This is a genomic window from Calditrichota bacterium (assembly GCA_013151735.1).
GTDB lineage: Bacteria > Zhuqueibacterota > JdFR-76 > JdFR-76 > BMS3Abin05 > BMS3Abin05.
This window is the reverse complement of sequence record JAADHR010000032.1, coordinates 1-18288: the sequence shown is the minus strand read 5'-3', so window position 1 is coordinate 18288 and position 18288 is coordinate 1. Positions and strand designations below refer to the sequence as shown.

The 18288-nt window shown below is 46.9% G+C and carries 12 protein-coding genes; 9 read left to right on the top strand and 3 right to left on the bottom strand.

The genetic code is table 11. The features are described from left to right. Nucleotides 1-21 precede the first annotated feature (21 nt). From GXO76_02190 to GXO76_02170, 5 genes are all read left to right on the top strand, one after another. Nucleotides 22-1428, top strand: a complete 1407-nt coding sequence (locus GXO76_02190; GenBank protein ID NOY76660.1) for a GWxTD domain-containing protein — start codon at nucleotides 22-24, stop codon at nucleotides 1426-1428. A gap of 481 nt (nucleotides 1429-1909) precedes the next feature. After that, a complete protein-coding gene (locus GXO76_02185; GenBank protein NOY76659.1) occupies nucleotides 1910-4828 on the top strand; it encodes a TonB-dependent receptor in 2919 nt (972 codons plus the stop codon). A gap of 59 nt (nucleotides 4829-4887) precedes the next feature. Beyond that, complete coding sequence (locus tag GXO76_02180; GenBank protein NOY76658.1) at nucleotides 4888-7962, top strand: T9SS type A sorting domain-containing protein; 3075 nt, start codon at nucleotides 4888-4890, stop codon at nucleotides 7960-7962. Nucleotides 7963-8026: 64 nt separating this feature from the next. Next, the gene (locus GXO76_02175) at nucleotides 8027-9058 is read left to right on the top strand and encodes a PorV/PorQ family protein (protein NOY76657.1); all 1032 of its coding nucleotides are present in this window, start codon (nucleotides 8027-8029) and stop codon (nucleotides 9056-9058) included. A 130-nt stretch (nucleotides 9059-9188) separates the two neighbouring features. After that, nucleotides 9189-10664 (top strand): GWxTD domain-containing protein, encoded by a 1476-nt coding sequence (locus GXO76_02170; protein ID NOY76656.1) that lies wholly within the window; start codon nucleotides 9189-9191, stop codon nucleotides 10662-10664. 4 nt (nucleotides 10665-10668) lie between these two features. Here GXO76_02170 and GXO76_02165 read toward each other — a convergent pair whose 3' ends face one another. After that, nucleotides 10669-11739: a dihydrodipicolinate synthase family protein gene (locus GXO76_02165; protein ID NOY76655.1), complete on the bottom strand. Its 1071-nt coding sequence runs from the start codon at nucleotides 11737-11739 to the stop codon at nucleotides 10669-10671. A 232-nt stretch (nucleotides 11740-11971) separates the two neighbouring features. Then, entirely contained in the window at nucleotides 11972-12988 is a 1017-nt protein-coding gene (locus tag GXO76_02160) for an NAD(P)-dependent oxidoreductase (protein NOY76654.1), read from the bottom strand. Between the two features lie 502 nt (nucleotides 12989-13490). On the opposite strand from GXO76_02160, the gene GXO76_02155 reads away from it, so the two are divergent. From GXO76_02155 to GXO76_02140, 4 genes are all read left to right on the top strand, one after another. After that, nucleotides 13491-14588: a hypothetical protein gene (locus tag GXO76_02155; protein NOY76653.1), complete on the top strand. Its 1098-nt coding sequence runs from the start codon at nucleotides 13491-13493 to the stop codon at nucleotides 14586-14588. Between the two features lie 99 nt (nucleotides 14589-14687). After that, nucleotides 14688-15410 carry an ABC transporter ATP-binding protein gene (locus tag GXO76_02150; protein NOY76652.1) on the top strand — a complete coding sequence of 241 codons (723 nt, stop codon included), beginning with the start codon at nucleotides 14688-14690 and terminating at the stop codon, nucleotides 15408-15410. Further along, nucleotides 15407-16585, top strand: coding sequence for an ABC transporter permease (locus tag GXO76_02145; protein ID NOY76651.1), 1179 nt, complete (start codon nucleotides 15407-15409; stop codon nucleotides 16583-16585). Before GXO76_02150 ends, GXO76_02145 begins: the two co-directional genes overlap by 4 nt. Further along, nucleotides 16582-16779, top strand: coding sequence for a hypothetical protein (locus GXO76_02140; GenBank protein ID NOY76650.1), 198 nt, complete (start codon nucleotides 16582-16584; stop codon nucleotides 16777-16779). Before GXO76_02145 ends, GXO76_02140 begins: the two co-directional genes overlap by 4 nt. Before the next feature lie 5 nt (nucleotides 16780-16784). On the opposite strand, the gene GXO76_02135 is transcribed toward GXO76_02140, so the two are convergent. Beyond that, nucleotides 16785-18104 carry a hypothetical protein gene (locus GXO76_02135; protein NOY76649.1) on the bottom strand — a complete coding sequence of 440 codons (1320 nt, stop codon included), beginning with the start codon at nucleotides 18102-18104 and terminating at the stop codon, nucleotides 16785-16787. Between the last annotated feature and the right edge of the window lie 184 nt (nucleotides 18105-18288).

The following is an 18288-nucleotide window of genomic DNA, read 5'->3' as shown; positions in this document are numbered from 1 at the left end:
AAAAATGAAACGGGGTTTAAAATGAAGCGTTTTGTGCTTATCCTTTTTTTTCTGTTGGGAATTTCAGGAATTTCCTTTTCCCAAAAAACCCTTCATTTGGATGTGGATTATGATCTGTTCAAAGCCAATGACACGGAAAACTTTTTGGAGCTTCATTATGCGCTCTATCCCCAGGAATGGCACTATATTACCACTCCGGCTGCGGATACGGTTGGCACCATTCTGATGCATTTGGATGTGATGGAAGGGAAAAAAATTATTTATCAAAAAAACTGGCGGGTTGTTAACAGCATAAAGAAAAACGGAAAGGATTTATCTTTAAAAGAAGAAATTGACCTTCTGCGTCTCAGTTTGCCCCCAAATCGGTATTCCGTAAATCTGTTGGCTGTAGATCTGAATGACACCACCCGAAAACAATCCCGGCATTTTACGATTCACGTACCAAAATTCTCCGGTAAAAAGATCGCGTCAAGTTCCTTGGAACTCTGCCGGTCAATCCGAAAATCGGGAGAGAATTCTGTGCCGTTATTTGTAAAAAACAATCTTGAGGTTGTTCCCAACCCCTCGCTTCTTTACGGCAAAGGAAACCCTACACTTTATTTTTATGTGGAACTTTATAATCTTTTAAAAGGCGTGCCTCAATCCAAATATCAGGTGGACTATTTTGTGACGGATTATTCTGGCAATGTGGTAGACAGCATTCGGCCCCGAAAAATGGAAAAGACAAAAGTGTATGATTCAAGTGTCGAAGTTGGCCAGATGAATGTTTCCAATTTGCCATCGGGAAGTTACTGGCTTTTCTTTACCATAAGTGATACCAATAATAAGAGCCTGCTAATCGTAAAAAAGCGATTCTTTACCTTTAATCCGGATGTTGATAAACGCGTTCAAAAAAACCGGAAAAAGAATATTCAACTCGGCCCGACCGTTTTTGATGAAATGCCTGAAGCACGAGTGAATGAGGAGCTGAATTACATCCAATATTTGGCCACCAAAAATGAAAAGAAAATGATAAAACGCCTGAATTCAGTGGAAACCAAACGTCAGTTTTTGAAAGAATTCTGGGCCCGGCGCGATCCGAGTCCGGCAACTCCGTTTAATGAAAAGCGCGCTGAATTTTTAAGGCGGGTTCAATATGCCAATAAGAAATTCTCTGTTCTGGGTTTAAAGGGGTGGAAAACCGATTTTGGCCGGGTTTATATCGTATATGGTCCTCCTGACGACATTGAACGGAGTCCAAACACCGACAAGGGACGAGCCTATCAGGTGTGGCGGTATGAAAATCTGCAGGGCGGCGTTATCTTCGTTTTTATTGATATGACCGGGTACCATCGATACCAACTGGTACATTCCACGTACCGCGATGAAATACAGAACTATGATTGGCCGGATTTACTGGAACTGAATCCCCAGCATCCGAATTATTAATATGAAAAGAGCCATTTGAAGCGCATTCAGATGGCTCTTTTTTTGTCACTATAATATCCCGATTTTGTATAAGTCGGGCATTCTGATCCGCAAGCGATAACGGTAAACAGCCCCGCCAAAGGCCTATTCTTTCCTGCAATTCTCACAGAAATTTAATTTTTTACTTGACATTTGGGAATAAATGGCTTAATTTGTTAACGCTTTATTATTCACCTATACATAGCTTAACTAATGAATTTCCGCGTGTGGAGTCAATTGTTTCTCTTGGCGGGGGAGCACTGGCGGCGGGGTCACTTTTGTAACGGGAAGCATGGGTGGAAGGTGTTTTGCTTTTAAAATTATTGAATGGTCTTTTCCCAAATCTTTTTCCTTGGAGTCACTCCTCCGTGTGTTGTAAACCATCACGGATCTTCCAAATTCTATCAATTTTTCCTCAACAATGTTTGTTTCTCAAAAAATTCCAAGTAAATATGGAGGAATCATGAACAGAAAAATAATGGTTGTTTTAATGGTTTTGATGATTGTGCCAACCTGGCTTGTTGCCGGTGTTACAGGAAAAATTACCGGTTATGTGGTTGACAAGGCTACAGGAGAGCCGCTTCCGGGCGTAAATGTCCTTTTAAAAGGCACAATGATGGGAGCTGCAACCGATAGCAAGGGATATTATATGATTTTGAATATCCCGGTTGGGACCTATACGGTTCGGGCCGACTATATCGGGTATAGTTCCATAGAAAAATCGAATATTCGCGTTCATCCGGATCTGACCACTCAGGTCAATTTTAGTATGGCCAGTACCGTGTTGCAGGGAAAAACAATCAGCATTGTTGCTGAGCGGCCGATTATCAACAAAAATATCACCCATTCGGTGAAAACCCTTCAGGCTGAGGACCTGGCGAATATTCCAATGCGGGGTATTCAAACGGTGATGGCCATTTCCTCTGCTGTTGTAAATGGAACCCACGTCCGCGGCGGCCGTTCGGAAGAAAATGTAACGTATGTGGATGGTGTGATGACCACACTGCTTCGCGGCGGGACAACCAATGCGCTGTCTGTGATCAACAATGCCATCGAAGAAGCGGATTTTCATGCAGGCGGTTTTAATGCAGAATACGGATTTGCCAATTCGGGTATTTTGTTTACCACCACAAAATCAGGTGGAGCCAAATATCACTTCAGCATAGAGGGAATCTCGGATGAACTGTTTAAGAACAAAGAAGGAAAAACGCTGGGTACCCGTTCATGGGGCTACAATGATTACACGGTGACAGCCGGCGGACCAGTTCCCTTTGTACCCAAGAAAAAACTGCGCTTCTTTATTGCTGCTGAGCGAAATTACAATCATGGCTACGCAACCAACTGGCAGGGCATTACCCTCGACACCGTCTTAACCTCTTTTGGAAAGGTCTTCCCCATAAAGGTCAACTACGGCCCGGGTCCGTATCCGGGATATCATAACAGTACCTACGATGTAAACGGAAATCTGACCTTTACACCCTCCAGCTCATTTCGTCTAAAAGCAGGCGGAACCTTTCACTTTGGAACGGACCAGGCGGGAGGAAGCTGGAACGATCTTCTGAATTATCGCAAGAATTCCTTGAATAAACGGTGGAATGCCAGTGGATATTTCAAGTTTACCCATCAACTAAGTCCGCGAATGTTTTATGTTTTGAATCTGAATTACTTTTATTACAACCGCGAGTTTGGGGATCCCGATTTATGGGATGATATTGCAAAATACGGCGATCCCAAATATAATGCCGGATTGAGAAAGTGGGGCCTGGGCTACAATTTTAGCCTGTTTGGATTAATGTACCCGCAGCTGCCGGGGCAGGTGACGTCCTGGTATGGTAAAACAGCCCAAACCAATCTTGGGCCCAAGTTTGACTTAACCTGGCAGTTCAATGATTATAACGAATTGAAAACCGGCTTCCAGTACGATTATTATACCATTCGCCGGTATGCGGTCAATGCCAGCGCGATTTCTTTGGGATTGCATCGCCGGGACATTGATTCCACAAATACACTGACCGATTACGATATTTTCCGAAATAATTACGGGTACTACGGCTACGATATGTGGGGCCACCCGATCAACAAAAACGGGACGTACGAAGCCACCAACGATCAGGGAAAGATTGTGAAAGTCAATGGTCACGATGCTCCCCGCCATCCGGTACGGGCCGCTATTTACATTCAGGATAAAATTGAGTTGAAGGATCTGGTACTGAATGCCGGCTTGCGGCTGGATCATTTTGAATCGGGCGTTGAAAGCTGGAAAGACCCCCGGCGGCTGATTCTGAATGATATTAATCTCATCGCCGATCAAAGTTTTGGTCCCCAGCGGGTGTATAACATTGTGAGTCCCCGATTGGGCTGGTCGTTTCCTGTAACGGATCAAACGGTGTTTCATGCCCAATTTGGAAAATTTGTCCAGATGCCAAAAGTGGACGATATGTACGACGGACAAACATACGCCGGGCGGTTTCTCCAAGGCGGAAATGCACGATCGATGCCCAATCCCAATTTAAAGCCCATGCGCACCATTCAATATGAAGTTGGATTGCAGCAGCAAATTGGTGCAAACGCCAGTATCAGCGTAACCGTCTTTTACAAGGATATTAAGGATTTTATTCAATTGCGCGTGTGCTTCCCGGAACCCGGTTATTCGTATGCGTCTTTTTTCCAATATCAGAATGTTGATTTTGGAACGACAAAGGGTGTTCAGTTAAGCTTTAATCTTCGCCGCACCAAGCGAATTCAAGCGAGCGTCGATTACACCTACTCGAAAGCCATGGGAACCGGTTCCAGCAGCGGAAGCCATTTCGATATTGCCTGGCAGGATCAGCAGCTGCGTTTTCCCACGGTTCTGATGCCGCTGGATTTTAATCAGGACCACGTGGCAACGATGAATGTTGATTTCCGCTTGACAAAAGATGACGGGCCAACCGTATTGGGTGTGAAGCCTCTTGCCAATTTTGGAATTAACGCCTTCTTTACCATGCACAGCGGAAACCGCTACACCCGTGTAGAGCCGGGCCCCGGCGGCTTGTTCTCACAAAATGCTCCCAAACCCCTGGAGGCTCTTAATTCCTCCGTTATGCCCTGGTATCATCGGCTGGATATTAAAATGGACCGGTCTTTCCCGGTTGGGAAATTCAATTTCAAACCATATATCTGGATTTATAATGTTTTCAATACTAAAAACGTGACGGGCGTGTATCGTCAATCGGGTGCTCCGCAGGATAACGGCTGGTTCCTGACAGAGGATGGAAAATCCTGGTTGAAAATTAACGGCAAAGCCGGCGAGTATATTGCACGAAAAGCCCTGAGCGGAAGCGGTGCCAGAAATTTGAGCACTCCTCGCATCCTGCGTTTTGGAATGTTCATTGAATTCTAAGACCTGAATGAATCGCTTTGACTAAAAAATGACGTTTGTCTTATTCAGGAGGAAAGGAAATGCTAAAAAAGATTATAAACCAAATGACTGTGGGAGTGCTACTTTTGTTGTTTGCAGGAGTAGGATTTACTGCAGAAAAAGACGGTGTCACATTTTCAATATTGAATAAGGTGCTCACCAAGCGAGCTGTGAAATATATTGATGTGAATCAGATTCGCAGCTCAGTGATGAATAACGGAACCTACACCCGGAATCCCATATCCGGAAACTCGGATATGGAATGGCCCAAAGGTTCGGGAAAATACATCTGTTATAATGCCGGAATCTGGGTTGCAGGAAAAGTGAACGATGTCATTCGAACCGCTTGCGCCGATTATAATGTGGAATATCAGCCGGGCTTGATTTTGCCGGATGGATCGGCCGATGACCCCGATAAGCCGGAATACCGCGTGTATAAGGTCCACAAGGACTATCCCAATGGCAACGATGCCCTTCAAATAGATTCCTGGGATACCTGGGAGTCCTACGCTGAAAAACAAGGGGCACCGCCCGTAGAAGATGCTGACGGAAAATGGGTGGGTTATGGCGATGAAATGCTCTACGCCGTAATGAATGATCTGGATCAGAACCTGCACAACGGGTGCTACAACACCCTTCCCATTGGAATTGAGCTGCACCTTCTGGTGTTTGGGTTCGATCGGTCCGGAGCTCTTGGAAATACAATTTTTGTGAAATACACCCTCATTAATAAGGGGAAGAACGATCTTAAACAAACCTATATCGGTGCCTGGGCCGATGTCGATAATGGCGATGCCAATGATGATTTGATCGGCTATGATATGGATCTGGGTATGAGCTATTGTTACGGTGGAAAGCCGGTTGATGCCGTCTATGGTTCCCGTCCGCCCGCCCTGGGCTGGGATTTCTTCCAGGGACCCATTGTCGATTCTCCCGGGGATACGGCACGGCTTCCGGATGGCCGGGTATTTCTAAACAAGAAGATTCTCGGAGCCACATCGTTCAATAAATATTACAACGGGAACAGCACATACAGCGATCCTCCCTACAGCGCCCAGGGGGCAGAAGAGGTCTGGAACTACCTGAGCGGGAAACAAAAGGATGGAACGCCCTGGAAAAACCCGATCACAGGAGAAGTGACAACCTTTTTGAATACGGGTGATCCGGTCACCGACACCGGCTGGTTATCCACGGCCGAAAGTCCCCCGGCTGATATTCGAATGCTCACCGGCTCGGGTCCGTTCACATTGGCCGTGGGCGACACGCAGGAAGTTGTCGTGGGGTGTGTCATCGGACAGGGTTCGGATCGATTGAGCAGTATCAGCGTGTTGCGTTTCTACGATCGGGAAGCTCAACAGGCGTATAATCTGGGATTCAATGTTCCCAGTCCGCCGCCGTCACCAGAAGTAACGGTTTCCGAATTGAATCGAAAGGTCCTGGTCACCTGGAAGAAAAATGCGGAAAATTTTGAATCCACGTACAAATTCCAGGGCTACAATGTTTATATTGGCGATTCTCCGGGCGGCCCCTGGAAGCGATTGGCAACCTTCGATAAACAGGATGAATTGGGTGTCATTCTGGAACCCCGCTACGATGTAAATACCGGCCAGATTTTGAACCTGCCTGCAGCGTACGGAAACAACCTGGGATTGCAGTATCGTTACCTTTTCACAAAGGACTACGAAGGACTGACGATGGCAAACGGACGTCCCTATTATATAGCGATTACTTCCTACGCCTATGATAAAAATAGTATTCCGAATGTTCTGGAAAGCAGCCGAAACGTTCTTACCGTGGTTCCTCACAGGCCGCGTCCGGGAACGGTATACAGCAACGACGCCTTTCAGGATATTAAAATTACGCATTCTGCAGGGAATGCCGCCCCAAGCAAGTACAAGGTTTGGGCAGAAGTTCTCGATCCAATTCATATTAAAACGGCGGACTATAAAATCACGATCAATAAGGATTCCACCTGGACGCTCTGGAGAGATGGTGATCCGGTTCCCGAATTTACAAATGTAGATAAATATGGGATTGACAAAGATATTACGTACAAAGATACCCCTGACAGCCTGGGATTCTTTTTCGGATTAACGGTTGATTTTGAGAAGAAAAAACTAACGAGCTGGGAACCGGAGCTGGTTAAAGGTGATTCATCCCTTATTACACGCCTGACCGGTCCCCACGATATGGAAGGCCGCGCGACCGATCTAGCCATTGACGGCCGTTTTCGAAAAGGAACGCGGGACACCAGTCTGATTCTGAATAATCTGGAAATTCGCTTTACGGGTGTCATGGATTCCACAACCCGAACGGTCACATCCGGCGGATCGATGTCCACCCTGCTTTTTGGATTTGGCGATCCGGCTAATTTTATGCCGAAGCATCCGGCCAATCCCAATCCCGGATCCCGTAATCCCTTCCTCGTAAGGGTGCCGTTTGAAGTGTGGGATCTCAAACGGAATATTCAGTTAAATACGGCCTTTACCGATAATGCTCAGAAAATCTCGGATTCCCTTTTTGTCCCAACCTGGGCTCCACGAGGAAATTGCGTGGTGTACGTTGTGGCCTCTCCTTATGACGAGCAGGTTCACAATATTGGTTTCACGGGGCAGGATACAATGGCAACCTGGTCATTTGTCTTTTTAGACAGCACAAAATGGCAAACGGGAGATATCGTGAGATTAAACATTCCCGATCCGGACACCTTCCCCAAACCGGTGGTGGCCGGCGAGGATCAATTTACCTTCAGGGTTCAGGGGAAGACCACCGGGGTTCTGGCCGATGCCAAAAAGCGCTTGAACATCATTAATGTATTTCCCAATCCCTACCTGGGCTACAACATTACGGAAACGGATTTGCATCAGGATCACGTGACCTTTATTAATCTGCCCGAAAAATGTACGATTCGCATTTTCTCCATTTCAGGGCAGCTTGTTAAAACCATTAAACACGATGATCCCAACAGTACCACGCATGATTGGTATTTGCAGAATGAAAGAACGCTGCCGGTTGCCAGCGGTTTCTACATCGCGTACATCGATGTCCCGAATGTTGGACAAAAGATTCTCAAATTGGCAATTGTTCTCAGACAGCAACGCTTAAAAAATCTGTAAAGTGTTTATGACGCGTCGTTTTACTGATAAACATTTTAAGGTGAATAAATAGGAGAAAAATACAATGGAATTCAAGAAAATAGTGACCTTCCTATTGGGTACCGCTCTCCTGCTGAGTACAACGGCCCTTTTTGCGGGAAATAAGGACAAGGTTGGCGGCGCTGGTGCTCAGGAATTGCTCATCCCGGTCGGGTCACGGGCAATTGCCATGGGAGGTGCTTACAATGCCATGGTGAGTGGAAATGAAGCCATTTACTGGAACCCGGCCGGCTTGGCTGCCTCCCATGCCACAGCTGAGGCAACATTCAGTAATTTACAGTGGATTGCCGGAACAAAGGTGAATTATTTTGCCGTCTCCTCAAATTTCGGCGAAATAGGAACCATAGGAATTAGTGCAAAAATATTTGACTTTGGAAAATTTGAACAAACTACCGAATTTGAAACCGAAGGTACCGGAATTATGGTGGATCCCAGTATTGTTACCCTGGGACTCACATATTCCAAACAGATGACCGACCGGATTTTCTTCGGCGTAAATGCCAAGATCATTCACGAGAGTTTTTTGCGGATGAGTGCGTCAAATATTGCCTTTGACTTTGGCGTGCAGTACGTCAGCAGTATCGGTCTTCGAATGGGATTAACACTCAATAATTTTGGCCCCATGATGCAGTATTATGGCGATGATCTGCAGCGATCGGTTCATATTCCTCACACGGAACAAGCCGCTTCGAATGTGGATTTACGGCTTGAAGCCCAGAATTTTGAGCTTCCCAGCACATTTGAAATCGGGCTGGCTTATCCCTACACACTCAATGCGCAGAATAAAGTAACCGTTGTCGGAAATTATCGAAATCAGAATTACGGATTGGATGAACTGGCAACCGGTGTTGAATATGCCTTTAATAATGTCTTTTTTGTGCGGGGAGGCTATTCCGGAACACTGGGCGGAAATGCCGACGACAATATTTTTGGCATGACAATGGGCGCGGGGATTCGTTACAAGCTGGGTACATCCGCCTTACTCATCGATTATGCCTACCGCGATGCAAAATGGTTTGGCGGTAATCAATGGTTTACAGTTTCCGTGCAATTCTAATTTTACGGAACGAAGAAAACTCAAAAACGTTAGAAGGATTGGCATTCCTGGAAATGCCAATCCTTTTTATTTTGAAACAATCTCGTGTTTTAAACAGCGAAAGTGACGTAATATAAAGGTGGTTTTTGAAATGTTGCGCAAAGTATTTGTGGGTCTTTTATGTGTCTTTTTTGCAGGGTCATCTTTTTTACATGCGGCGGAGCGTGTTACTGTCCGGTTTGATGTGTGCCAGTTTCGCTTCAATCAGGACACCTCCCTTGTAGAAATCAATTACGGTTTAATCGGGCCCAAGGATAAAGCCGAAAATGGGGTGTCGTATCTTCTTGAGTTGAAAATACTGAAGGATCAAAAGCCCGTTATTCATAATTTTTGGCGGTTAAACTGGACCCGTCAAAACGGAACACATGAAATGATGGTCGATGCCCTTCGTTTCTTATTGCCGCCGGGGGGCTATCAGATTAAACTCATCGCAAAAAATCCCGGCAATCCGAGTGACACCGACAGTGCAACGGTAACGCGTTTTACCGTTCGAACCTTTGGGGGCGAAAAAGTCTCGCTCAGCGATATTGAGGTGGCCCGTCTGATTTCTCCACAAAAAAAGAATCAGAACACGCTTTTCAGCAAGAACGGCTTCGAGGTGATTCCCAATCCCCTTTTGCTTTTTGATAGAAAAAATCCTGAAATGTATTATTATTTTGAGATTTACAATCTCGGTAAGAATTTTCATGGGAAATATTACTGGCTGAAACGAACGGTTTTAAACAGTCGGGGACTTCCGGTTTTATCCCTTCCCGGCTATACCAAGAAAAAGGTAATTCGGGGGAATGACGACATTGAAATCGGACAGATTCAGACAGCCTATCTTCCCTCGGGAAGATATTATCTGCATTTCTCGGTGGTCGATTCAGCCGAGAGGGAAATTGCTTCAAACAACGCCACATTTACAGTCTATCAGACCCGGGTTCAATCGGCAAATCGCAGATCTCTGCCCGTGGAATCGCGAATGATGAGCAGTGAAATTGCCCTTCTATCGCCCAAAAATGTGAATGTGGCTTTGAATGCCACCCGATATTTTCTGACCGACGAACAGAAAAAGATTGTCGATCAGTTGAATTCAGAAAGAGCCAAACGCATTTTCCTTTACCAGTTTTGGAAAAGCCACGACAGCAATATGGAAACTCCCCAGTTGGAAACATTTCTTGAGTTTATGAAACGAATCCAGTATTCAAACCTTAAATTTGGAGAAACCAACAAGGCCGGGTGGCAGACGGACAGGGGGCGGGTGTATATTTTGTATGGTAAACCCTCAGAAATTCAATACTATTCCAATGTGGCCGGCTTTCGGGAATTCCAGGCCTGGAGTTACGATAACATCGAGCACGGTGTTGTGTTTATTTTTGGAGCAACCGGCCGGTTCGGTGAACTTAAGCTGATTCACTCCACCAAAACCGGGGAAATTCACAACGAAGGCTGGCTGGATTTGCTTAAAGTGGCTCAAGGCAGTACGGGATTGAGCGATATGGCTCCGGGTATTGATCAGAGAGAAGCGATTCGAGCCATGTTTCGCCGGTACAATCTGGAAATTCCCCGCTTTTTGTTGAAATAACTCGTCAGGGTGTCAGCCATTCGTCCAAATGGGCTTTGACAAACGCATCGTCATTTAAATGGGGATAGGCCGCGTAAACCCGTGTTATTTCTTCCATTTGTCCCGGCGATAAATCCTCTTCCGGATTCAGACACCACCGGCCTTCAAGGAGTCCCTGCCGCCGGAGCACCTCGTGGATTCCGGCAATACTTCCCCGAAAGTGATGCTGCGGATCAAAGAAGGCTGCGTTGGCGTCCGTAATTTGAACCGCCCGTGTGAGCAACTCTTCCGGAATTCCCCGACCGGCATCAACGATTGCGTGAATCTCGTCCAAAAGCTCCACGGCTTTTCTCGTCCAGACGGCCCAGTGGCCCAGCAGTCCCCCGACCATTCGCAGAGAAACCTCTTTCCCCCCGACTTGAAAGCGGAACGGCGTGATGAGATCGCCTACAATGTGGTCATCATTTCCGGTGTAAAGCGCAATCTCCTTTGCCCGACCGGATTCGGCAACAGCCCTTAGAACGTCCAGTGTGTAATAGCGATTAAAGGGGGCAATTTTGATGGCCACGACCGATTCGATTTCCAGAAATTTTCGCCAGAAATCGACAGGCAGAATTCGACCTCCAACGGCCGGTTGGAGATAAAATCCGATCAGCGGGAGAATATCGGAGATGGCTTTGCAATGGGTTACCAAAGCGTCGATGCTCTCGTTTTGCAGGGCCCCCAGACTAACCAACCCCGCATGGAACCCTTGGTCGGCGGCAAATTGGGCCTCTTTAAGGGCTTGTGGGGTGGGACCGGCAATTCCGGCGATGCGAATAACAGGCCGGTTCAATTTGCCTTCCATCTCGGAAATCGTTTCGGAAGCCAGTTGGAGCACGGGTTGGTAAAGCCCGTATTTAGGATCACGAATTTCAAACTGTGTGGTGTGAACGCCAACCGCAATACCTCCGGCACCGGCACTGAGATAGTAGCGGGTAAGTGCCTGCTGGCGGCGCTCGTCCAGTTTACGGTGACTGTTCAGGGCCAGGGGATGGGCCGGGATGACCATTCCTGTGTTTAATTTTTCTCGAATGTTTTCGGGTAAGTGTGTCATGTTTTCCTTTTTGTTCTTTAAAGCACGCAGGCGTAAAGCCTGCGGTTACAGATTGTAGCCGCACCCTTTCAGGGTGCGAGATTGTAGAGATACGCAGGCGTAAAGCCTGTGGGTACGGGTTGTAGCCGCACCCTTTCAGGGTGCGAGATTGTAGAGATACGCAGGCATAAAGCCTGCGGGTACGGGTTGTAGCCGCACCCTTTTAGGGTGCGCCTGCCTGGTTTGTTCCCCCCTAAAATTTCCCTTCGCGCTCTTCAAAATGGGTGGGCTTGTTCAGGGTCGAACCGCCGTGGGTGACCCAATAGCCCAGCCAATCGATCATTTTTTTGAGCGGTACTCTGGGGTAGCCGAATTTTTCAAAACAAAACGCTGCGTTATTCAGCAACGCCGTGTCCGACTCTTCACCCTCAAATATGGGCTCCTTTCCGATGCGGGACCCCAGCTCGTGCGCCAGCCAGCGCACGGAAGCCGTTTCGGGACCGGTAAGATTCAAAATGGCCGGGGGTGAATCCGCGATTTCAAAGCTCCGTAAAATAATGGTGTTGGCATCGCCCTGCCAAATGGCATTCACCGCACCTGTGGTCAAATCGATTGGCGTCCCCGTGATGATCTTTTGTGCAATATCCAGCAAAATTCCGTACCGAAGGGAATTGGCATAATTGAGTCGAATCAGAACGGCAGGCGTGTGGTGCTGCCGCGAAAAATATTCAAACATTCGTTCGCGCCCCAGAACGGATTGGCCATATTCACCCACCGGTTCCGGCGGAACCGATTCGTCCGCGCCGCCCGATGTGACAGGCACGAAAGGATACACATTTCCGGAGGAAAGTACGGCAATTTTAGACGAGTGGAAGCGGTCGGCTACCAGACCCGGTAAATACGTATTCCACGCCCAGGTGAAGGATTCTGCGCCTCCTGTGCCGAACTTTCGGCCGATCAGGAAGATGACGTTTTCAACGTCCGGTAATGTTTCAAGACTTCCCGGTTTCAGAAGGTCCGCCTGGATGGTTTCGACGCCCAGTTGAGACAGTTTTTCTTTTATTCCCGGCGTTGAAAATCGCGAAACCCCGTAAATTGTTTTGTGGATTCCCGCCTGGTTGATGGCTCTGAGGGCGAGCCGGGCCAGATCGGGGCCGAGCTTTCCCCCAATACCCAAAATGAGGATGTCGCCCTTCAGGCGGGCAATGGATTGAACCAGTTCCGGCGTGGGCCGGGAAACGAATTCGTCTAATTCTTCATCCGATTGAATAAATTTTGGAAGGTCAAAAATCTGTTGAATCATATTTACTCCCGTAAGTGAATCTGCATTGGAAATAAAATACAAAGCTTTTGAAAAAAAATCAAGCCAAGAAAATATTTTTGGAAAATAAGGTATATCCGGATAACCTGCACGTTTGTTTTTTTCCAATCGGTCAGTGGGTCTTTAAGGTCAACCCAAAAAAATAGTGACAGGATTACAGGATTTATTGTATATCATGTAAATCAAATGGCAAATGGAGTTTAAAATTCAAAACCACTCCTTGACAAATACAGACAAGATGCTTACATTGTTTACGAATCATGGTAAAGAATACCAAAATCATACTACCTGAATGATCAAATAACGAGCATTCGAGACAGGTTTTTCCAAATTATGCAGAGTTGGTTCTGCAACTTTTGAACCTGTTTTTCTATGGAATGATTCTATGATGAATCCCCTGAAAAGACCATTACTTTTAATTCCACTTGGTCTTTTTCTCCTTCTGGAATTTGTGGGAAAGGCACACGGTCAAACAATTGATTTTTCGGGTGAAATCGCTGCCCAAACGTTTTACTTTCGGGCAGGTGATCGGCCGGTGAACTTTGGCCTGCGGTTTATCCCTGCGTTGGATGCAAACCAAGGGATTTCCTCGACGGGCTCTGTGGGGCTTTCGGTGGCCGCTAATGTGCTTGAAACACTGGCCATTAACACACGTATTTCTTATCACAACAGCCACAGCTTTAATTGGTACCGTTACTGGATTCGCTATGCAACGCCGAAGCTTGAAATCCGTTTGGGCAATCAAAAAATCAATTTCGGATCGGCAAAGCTTTTTCGCCCCCTGATGTGGTTCGATCGCCTGGATCCCCGCGATCCCCTGCAGCTGACGAACGGGATAAAGGCCCTTCTGGTTCGAACCTATTTCCCCAACAATGCAACGATCTGGCTGTGGGCGTTGGTCGGAAATCGAGGCACTAAGGGGATCGAGCTATTTCCCACAGCGGAGCGAAAACCGGAATTTGGGGGACGGATTCAGGTTCCGCTTTTAATGGGAGAGCTGGCTCTAACGGCTCATCATCGCTGGGTGCAATTTGGAGATTTTTCCATGCCTTTCGCCATTACGGGATCATCCTCAATTTTCCGGGAAAGCCGTCTGGCTGTGGATGGCGCCTGGGACATTGGCGCGGGGTTCTGGTTCGAATCGGCCTTATTCCATTATGAAAACGCAGGAATGCCCTTTCAATGGCGCCAAATGGGAACGGTAGGGTTGGATTACACGTTTCCCGTTGGAAATGGTTTCTATGTTCTGGAGGAAAATTTCATTCAGGGCTTCTCAACTTCGGCCACCCGTCTACAGGAGAAGCGATCGTATTCGGGAATTTTAGTAACGTATCCTTTGAATTTGCTGGATGAAATCATGGCAATTTCAACCTACGATTGGAGCAGCCGGCGATTTTTTCACTACCTGAGCTGGAGGCGCACTACCGACCGTTGGCAGGTGAATTTAGCCGTATTTCTCATCCCCCGGAACATGCGCGTTTGGGGGAATCCGAGGTTGTCGGCATTTAACGGAAATGGTTTTCAAATACTGGTGGTTTATGCCTATTAGTTGAGGGAAGTCTGCCCTTGAGAAAACGACCGTCGTGTTTGCCACGAATTCACGAATTTAGTCATCCTGTAAATCCTGTCAAACTGAGGAAACTGTCAAATGTCCGATTCAACCGTAATTGAAGTACACAATCTTGTTAAAAATTACCCGATGGGCGGAGGATTTTTTACGGCATTGAAGCACGTGAATTTGTCTCTTCGGCACGGTGAATTTGCCGGATTGGTAGGCCCAAGTGGTTCCGGCAAAACCACCCTTTTGAACATCGTGGGAACATTGGACAGTCCTACTGAAGGAGAGGCTGTTGTTCTAAATCAGCGGGTGAATGATTTGTCCCAAAAAGGAGCTGCCAGACTGCGTCGTCAGAAAATTGGTTTTATCTTTCAAACGTACAATCTTTTCCCTGTTTACACGGCATTCGAGAATGTGGAATTTCCGCTGCTGTTGCTAAAGCTTTCGCCATCGGAGCGCAGCAAAAGGGTGTGGCAGGCGCTGGAGTGGGTGGGACTCACGGACAAAGCGAAATCGCGGCCGGCGCAATTGTCCGGGGGAGAAGCCCAACGAGTGGCGATTGCCAGGGCCATGGTGAAACAGCCGGAACTTGTGCTGGCAGATGAACCCACGGCCAATTTGGATGCTGAAAATTCCTACAATATTTTGGAAACGATGGCGGCTCTAAATCAATCGCTTAAAACAACCTTTCTTTTTGCTACTCATGACGAAAAGGTGATTAAATTTCTCCGTCGGAAGATTTTCCTGTTTGACGGAAAAGTGGCCCGGGATGAAATTACAACTCCAGCCTCCAACGAGGGCGCATCCTCATGATTCTTCTCAAATTGGCCTACAGAAATCTGATCGGAGCCGGGGTAAGAACTTGGCTGAATGTCATCGTTCTGTCATTTTCCTTTGTGGTTATTATCTGGACACAGGGTTTATACGATGGCATGTATGATCAGGCGATGCACGCCAAGACGGATTGGGAAATCGGCGGCGGGGAGTTCTGGCATAAAAATTATGATCCCTACGATCCGCTTTCACTGGAAAAGAGTCACGGCATTTTGCCAGAGTCTTTACAGGAACTTGTGCGCGAGGGGAAAGCCACGCCCATTTTAATCACACAGGCGACCATGTACCCGGATGGACGTTTAATGCCTGTGCTGCTGAAAGGAATCGATCCGGATCAAAGAATTTTGAAAATGCCCGCAAAGGCTCTAAAAGATTCGGCTGCCTGCTGCGATCTTCCTGCACTCATTGGCGAACGAATGGCAAGTCGTTCCCGCTTAAAAAAGGGCGATTTTTTGACACTCCGCTGGCAGGATGTGTATGGGGCTTTTGACGTCATGGATGCCCGAATTGTCTGCTTGATGCGAACTCCCGTCTCTACCATTGATAACGGCCAGATTTGGGTTCCCCTGGATTCTCTTCGTCGGATGCTGCGGGCCCCGGGACAGACAACCATCGTGGTTTTGGCACCGGGGGTGGAACCGCCGCCTGCTGTTCCGGGGTGGGAATTTAGGAGCCCGGATTTTCTGCTGAGTGATATTCGGGAAATTGTTCAAACAAAATCCGTTTCATCGGCCATTTTCTATTTTTTTCTGGTAGTGCTGGCTCTTCTGGCGATTTTTGACACACAGGTACTTTCGATTTTTCGGCGGAGGAAAGAGATTGGAACACTAATGGCCCTTGGAATGACGCGCAGTGAAGTGATTCGACTCTTTACAATTGAAGGGGCCTTTCACGGAATTCTGGCCCTTCTTGTCGCGGCTATTTACGGGACACCCATCCTAATTTACTTCAAGAATAACGGAATTCCTCTACCTTCGTACACAGACAGCTACGGCATTGCTCTTAGCCAAAAATTGATGCCAACCTATGGCATTGGGCTTATTCTGGGAACGGTGTTTGTCATTCTGATTACGGTTACGGTGGTCAGCTTTTTGCCCACGCGGCGGATCGCCAGGCTCAAACCGACAGATGCGCTGAGAGGAAAATGGTCATGATTCGTTTCTTAATAAAGGGATTGCTGCGGGATCGATCACGGAGCTTTTTGCCGATTACGGTTGTTGTGATTGGTGTGGCCCTCACCGTTTTTTTGTACAGTTGGATCGAAGGAATGGTGAACGATATTATTCGGGTCAATGCCTCATTTTACACGGGTCATGTAAAAATTAGAGCATATCCCAAAGTTACGTGATTAGGCTAGAGCCAATCAAAAGATGTTTTCAAAAAGAACATTTTGGGAGCTGTGTTTATTTGTAGAAATTGCTTCCAAAGATTCTGCCAGGCATCTGGGAAAAAGAGTTTATGAATAGAAAGCTGAAGCCATTTGATCAGGCCTTTTTCTGTCCAGCGTTTGCCGATGAATTTCATGCGATTGGTGAATCGGCTGAAAGCTGATTCAATAGCATTGGTTGTGATTGGGAGCCAGGTTTTATTCTGGAGCCAATAGTGAAAGAAAGTGGCCACAGAGTCGGCTAAATTAGAGACATAAGCTCTTGCTTTTGGGTACGATAGGGGGTCCAGCATTTGGGTCAGGTCTTGAAAGTCTTGTTGCGTTTTTTCCGAGAGTTCTTTGACTTTATTCATATCGGAGGGACGGATTGTTTCCAAAGCGGCGGCATTGAGCCAAAGGGCTGGGATATTATTCAGTTGGTGGACAAAGGATTTTTGCTGAGCCTTTTTGAGGCCGTCCATGTAGAGAATGAATCTGAAATCCCTTTTGGCATGCCATTGACACCGTTGATGTCTCATGCCCGAGGCGAGGAGATTTTCTTTGACACCCGGTTCGCCATCGGAGAAGAGCACTTCCAGTTTATTGTAATCTAAACGTTTACGCAGGTCGGCGGCGATGTGGTCCCAACTTCGATTGAGCCAAAAACCGACCGGTTGGAAATGGTCTCCTATCCCGGTAGAGGCCAGGGCAAGTCGCAGTTGAGCCAGTCCGATGCTCTGTTTGCTAGGGTTCATTAGCGTGACTTTTGTCCCATCGACCATGAGAAAGCGGTAGGGGATTTTCTTTAAATCCGGCCGCCAATTCATTTGGTCAGAAAACCGATGGAGATGGCGCCAGAGGGTACTTTTACTAATCCCCGCGGGCACAATGGCATTGTATTCCGCTACGGCCTTTTGATACGACATGTGGATGGCCAGGTTAATCGGTGCTTTCAGCGCCTCCCTCTGGTAGCGCTTGTAGGGGTCGATAGAAAGCATTTTCCTCAATGGAGAAAAGCTCCTATTGGTCGCAATATCAAGCAGTTGCGCAAAGCGATAACTGACTTTTCCAAAAGAGGTTCGAAAGCTCCGCTCATGGCTCTCATGCCCATTACGCACAGTACGTCCAGCAGCGTTTTCTAAGTACTGCCTGGTCGCTTGTAATTCGAGGGCTTTCATCAGTGTCACCAATAGAGCTTTTCCTATGTCAGGTAGATTATCGCTTATGCTCACAATCAGACCGCTAAGCGTAAGGGATTCATTGGGAATTTGAAAACGAATTTCCATCGTAATCGATAGCTCTTTCATCAGATTTCTCCTCTAAAGTCTTTTCTTGTGGCTTGACTTTTTGGAGAAATCTGGTGATTTTATTTGAATTTTTCAAGCCTTCTTTTAGGCTTATCACGTAACTTTGAAACATTGTCTAATTTTTAAATCATTAAATCTTTACGGTGAGTTCGTTTAATTTAAACAGCGATTAAATCGGCGGTAA

Bases quoted from the DNA above. Each gene is read 5' to 3' on its own strand.
- GXO76_02135 (NOY76649.1), bottom strand. From the start codon at position 18,104: ATGAAAGAGCTATCGATTACGATGGAAATTCGTTTTCAAATTCCCAAT.
- GXO76_02180 (NOY76658.1), top strand. From the start codon at position 4,888: ATGCTAAAAAAGATTATAAACCAAATGACTGTGGGAGTGCTACTTTTG.
- GXO76_02165 (NOY76655.1), bottom strand. From the start codon at position 11,739: ATGACACACTTACCCGAAAACATTCGAGAAAAATTAAACACAGGAATG.
- GXO76_02170 (NOY76656.1), top strand. From the start codon at position 9,189: ATGTTGCGCAAAGTATTTGTGGGTCTTTTATGTGTCTTTTTTGCAGGG.
- GXO76_02140 (NOY76650.1), top strand. From the start codon at position 16,582: ATGATTCGTTTCTTAATAAAGGGATTGCTGCGGGATCGATCACGGAGC.
- GXO76_02185 (NOY76659.1), top strand. From the start codon at position 1,910: ATGAACAGAAAAATAATGGTTGTTTTAATGGTTTTGATGATTGTGCCA.
- GXO76_02145 (NOY76651.1), top strand. From the start codon at position 15,407: ATGATTCTTCTCAAATTGGCCTACAGAAATCTGATCGGAGCCGGGGTA.
- GXO76_02175 (NOY76657.1), top strand. From the start codon at position 8,027: ATGGAATTCAAGAAAATAGTGACCTTCCTATTGGGTACCGCTCTCCTG.
- GXO76_02150 (NOY76652.1), top strand. From the start codon at position 14,688: ATGTCCGATTCAACCGTAATTGAAGTACACAATCTTGTTAAAAATTAC.
- GXO76_02190 (NOY76660.1), top strand. From the start codon at position 22: ATGAAGCGTTTTGTGCTTATCCTTTTTTTTCTGTTGGGAATTTCAGGA.